This window comes from Arthrobacter sp. H14, from assembly GCF_000520495.1.
Classification (GTDB): Bacteria; Actinomycetota; Actinomycetes; order Actinomycetales; family Micrococcaceae; genus Arthrobacter_C.
Map to the genome: position 1 here is coordinate 73092 of NZ_KI914655.1, position 4248 is coordinate 77339.

Genomic DNA, 4248 nt, shown 5'->3' on the forward strand with positions numbered 1-4248 from the left:
CCCAGTAGCACAGGCTCGCGCGCATTCTTTTGCCGCCGGTCGACAGATCGGAAATCGCATCGAGCAACTCAATGGCGTCGGGGGAGATGTCCAGCAACTCCGTACGGCGTTCCGCCAGGAAATCCGTGAGACGGGCTCCGACGGCGGAGATGAACCACTGTTGAGAGTCGCCGTCGTTGGTTGAGGCGGAGGCGGTGCTGTTCAGCGGCGAAGTCACGTGCCCAACTCTACTGATTCAGCCGAAACATGTGCGCCGATCGTGTAGGTCGTCCGGCCGTCGGTTTCCACCGCGGAAATGTTGACGGTCTCCATTCCTGCACCACGGGCATACGTCTTAGACGCCGTTCCGTCGATGGAGCTTCCTTCCAGTGCCTCGAAACCCTGGGTCGAGAGTACGCCGTCGTAATAATCGAGGACCTTCGCGGCCGGCGCTTCCGTAACCGCCACCAAGGAAACAGCGGCGGCGTCGCCCGCTGCCTTGACATCCGACACAAGCACCTCGGAGCCGTCAAGGACAGGAATCAGCTCAGTGGGGAAATCCTCCACCAGCGGATCTGCTGCCGCGGAGCCGGTTGCGGCGACGGAAGGGCTCGACGACGGAGAGGAGTCCGGCGTCTGCTCCGTGGTGGAAGCGGCCGCCGTGCTTCTCTGCGCCGTTTCCGGTTGTGGCGGGGACGTTTGGCCGCCGGGAGAGCCGGCGCAACTGGAAACCAGAAGCGCCGTACCTATAGCAGTAAGGAGTCGAAGGGCTCTGCCCCGGCCGCCTGCGTTGCCTGAACTCACTGGTGCTCCCTGTGCTCGCGGTGCCGTGGCGGTCATGGCCCCATTTTAGCCAGCGACACCAAAGTGTCGGAGTCAACGCTTAAGATGTGACTGTGATGCTCCCGTCAGGCGGCGGTCCGCGTGATTCTGCTCCGCGAAACCTGGACTGCACAATCCTCCATGTCGATATGGACGCGTTTTTCGTCTCCGTCGAACTGTTGGATGCCCCGCAATTCCGGGGAGTCCCAGTCATTGTGGGCTCGGAGTCGTCCCGCTCCGTTGTACTCTCCGGTTCCTATGAGGCCAGGGAATATGGCGTCCGGTCCGCTATGCCGATGGCGGTGGCGCGGCGGCTCTGCCCGCATGCCGTCATAATCGAACCTCATCAGGAGAAGTACCGGAAGGCCTCGCGGCGCGTGATGGCTATTTTCGCCGAAATCACAGACTTAGTGGAGCCGCTTAGCGTGGACGAAGCGTTCCTGGACGTCAAGGGAGCCATCCGCCGGCTGGGACCTCCAGAGGAAATCGGCCAGCTGATCCGCCACCGGGTCGAGACCGAACTGGGGATTACGGCGTCGGTAGGCGTGGCCAGCAGCAAATTCGTCGCAAAGATCGCTTCCACCCGTGCCAAACCCGATGGTTTGCTGGTCATTCCCAAGGACGAAACCGTTCCCTATCTCCACTCGCTGCCGGTCTCTGCATTGTGGGGAGTTGGAGCCAAGACCCAGCAGGCGTTGGCCCGGCTGGGAATTTCGACCATCGAGGACGTGGCCCAAACACCGCCCTCCACGCTGAAACGGGCGCTGGGGGCGGCGGGCGAGCATGTGTACAGGCTCGCGTGGGGCCAGGATGACCGGACAGTGACCCCGGTACGGGCGGAGAAGAGCATCGGGGCTGAGGAGACATTTGTCACAGACGTAGACTCTGAACAGGTCCTGCGCACCGAACTGCTTCGGCTGGCACACCGGACCGCCTCCCGGCTTCGCTCCGGCGGCATCATGTGTAGAACGGTGGCGATTAAGGTCCGCTACTCCGATTTCAGTACCTTGACCCGTTCGAAGACGCTCCCCGAACCGGTGAACAGTGCCCAGCTGATCTACGCCGCGGCGGCCTCCTTGTTGACCGCGTTGGGGCCTCGTCCGATGAGCGTGCGGCTGATTGGCCTGCGGGCGGAGTCGCTGGAGGAAGGGGCCGGAACCATGGACCAACTCACTATCGACCGACGCGATGACAACTGGCGGGCAGCTGAGGCGGCCCTCGATCAGGTCAACCGGAAATACGGGCAGGACAACGTTCAACCGGCCAGATTATTGCCGCGGGAGGGGAAGCCGCGCTAGGCAGCCGGTTCGCCGCTTGCGCCTGCGGAAATTACAGCTTTCACAACGGACGAATGCCATCTATCCTAGAGGTAGGCAGATCAATCATTTGGCAGCCCGCCTGATGGCTGTGACCCTAACCGGCCACCCGTCACGGCCATGTTGACGTCGGCACTTACCGTAAGGAGGCAGCAATGCCACTCTCGGAACACGAACAAAAGCTGCTTGAGCAATTGGAACGGCAGTTGCAGGCCGACGACCCCAAATTCGCCAGCTCGCTGGGGAATGACCGGATGCACGCCCTCTCTACGCGCCATATCGTTATCGGTGCGCTCGCTGCTGTGGTGGGCTTACTGGTGCTTTTGGTTGGCGTATCGGCCCAACTCATTTTCGTTGGCGTCGGCGGCTTCCTCATCATGGGAGGAGGGGTCTACTGGGCTTCCACCCAGGGAGCGAAAGCTGCAGCACGCAAGGATAAGAAGACAGGCAAGTCAAAGTCCCAGGGAAACTTCATGAGCAATCTGGAGGACCGCTGGGAGGACCGGCGCAGGGAAGAACCTTAGGCGCCGCATTGCGGACGGACGTTAAGTTGAAAGTCCTCCACTCCGCGCCAGCAAGTCCTCCACTTCCCGCCACGGGCATCCTCCACTAGGCCCACAGCAGGCAAAATGCTCGATCACAGGATCCGCTTCGGCGGATCCTGAGTCATTTAACCCGCCATAGCGCCGGGAAACCCCGGCAGTCGTTGTGTCGGTGCCACTTCATGGCTGTTTTCCCTCCACTTCCCACCACAGCCGTCTCCACCCGTGTTTGCCCGGAACTTCACTTCAACACGCGGCAGAAAAGGTGCCGGGTGGATTGACGGGGGAGGAATGTGGAGTAAAGTGGTGGCTATAAGAGCGTTGTGGTGACGCAAGGGTTTCTCCCGGACCGGACAGGCGGTGGCAGATGTTCCTCGGAACACACCTGCCACGCCTTGATGAAAAGGGGAGGTTGATCCTGCCGGCCAAGTTCCGCGAGGAGCTTGGCAACGGTTTGGTATTGACCAGGGGACAGGAGCGTTGCCTCTACGTTTTTAGTCAGCGGGAATTCGAAAAGGTCCACGAGCAGATGCGGGATGCACCCATCTCGTCGCGCCAGACACGGGACTATATTCGGGTTTTCCTGTCGGGGGCATCGGATGAGGTACCCGACAAGCAGGGCCGGGTAACCATTCCACAGAACCTGCGCACCTATGCAGGATTGGGCCGCGAACTTGCAGTGATCGGCGCGGGTAACCGTGCGGAGATCTGGGATGCCGCAGCTTGGAACAGCTACCTCGAGGAGAAGGAAACTTCCTTCTCCGAGACTGACGAACATGCGCTGCCGGGGATTCTCTGACAGTCGCTGCCACCCAAGTCACAACAATTAACCACCGCGGAACCGATTCTTGAATGAGATCTCCAGCCGCCCGGTACCAGGAACTACCTGAATCACCTTCCCCGGAGTCAGGCAGACCCGAACACCAGGTGCGGATGGGGGTCTGATTCAAGAACACGGTGCAGGCAATGAACAGCAGTCAGCCCGGACTCAGCAGTAAGGAGGGGAGTATGAGCAACGAACGCCCCACCGAGGAACGACACATTCCGGTGCTGCGCGATCGTTGCATCAATCTCCTGGCCCCCGCGATTGACTCCGCAAGTAACCGTCCGGTGGTTGTGGACGCAACCCTGGGCATGGGGGGCCATTCGGAAGCGCTGCTCAGCCGGTTCCCGGGCGTGCACCTTGTGGGAATCGACCGCGACCAACAGGCACTGGCCTTGGCCGGGGAAAGGCTGACCCGGTTCGCGGTCCGCACCGATCTGGTTCACGCAGTGTATGACGAGCTGCCGGATGTCCTCCACGATCTTGGCATCGACTCAATACATGGCATCCTCTTTGACCTCGGCGTATCGTCGCTGCAGCTCGACGAACACGAGCGAGGATTTGCCTACTCCTACGACGCGCCTTTGGATATGCGGATGGACACCAGCCGCGGCAGCACCGCTGCGGATGTGGTGAACACCTACACGGAGGAGGATCTGCTCCGGATCATCCGGACCTGGGGGGAGGAAAAGTTTGCCGGGCGGATTGTTTCGGCTATCGCCGCCTTCCGCAGGAACCAGCCTTTCAGCACCACGGGACAGCTCGT

Annotated in this window: 5 protein-coding genes and 1 pseudogene; 4 read left to right on the plus strand and 2 right to left on the minus strand. The window is 61.2% G+C overall.

What is annotated here, in order from left to right:
* Both Y707_RS31470 and Y707_RS30705 read right to left on the minus strand, forming a co-directional pair.
* A pseudogene (locus Y707_RS31470) lies at window positions 1-217 on the minus strand (hypothetical protein); the annotation flags it as partial.
* A complete protein-coding gene (locus Y707_RS30705; RefSeq protein WP_026535296.1) occupies window positions 214-783 on the minus strand; it encodes a hypothetical protein in 570 nt (189 codons plus the stop codon). The pseudogene Y707_RS31470 and the gene Y707_RS30705, both read right to left, overlap by 4 nt.
* Before the next feature lie 95 nt (window positions 784-878).
* Between Y707_RS30705 and dinB the strand changes: the two genes are divergently transcribed.
* The 4 genes from dinB to rsmH form a co-directional block, all read left to right on the plus strand.
* Entirely contained in the window at window positions 879-2099 is a 1221-nt protein-coding gene (gene dinB, locus Y707_RS0112160) for a DNA polymerase IV (RefSeq protein WP_026535297.1), read from the plus strand.
* A gap of 173 nt (window positions 2100-2272) precedes the next feature.
* Entirely contained in the window at window positions 2273-2641 is a 369-nt protein-coding gene (locus Y707_RS0112165) for an SCO2097 family morphological protein (protein WP_026535298.1), read from the plus strand.
* Window positions 2642-3026: 385 nt separating this feature from the next.
* Complete coding sequence (gene mraZ, locus Y707_RS0112170; protein WP_026535299.1) at window positions 3027-3458, plus strand: division/cell wall cluster transcriptional repressor MraZ; 432 nt, start codon at window positions 3027-3029, stop codon at window positions 3456-3458.
* A 209-nt stretch (window positions 3459-3667) separates the two neighbouring features.
* A partial coding sequence (gene rsmH / locus Y707_RS0112175; RefSeq protein WP_026535300.1) for a 16S rRNA (cytosine(1402)-N(4))-methyltransferase RsmH occupies window positions 3668-4248 on the plus strand: 581 nt, incomplete at its 3' end.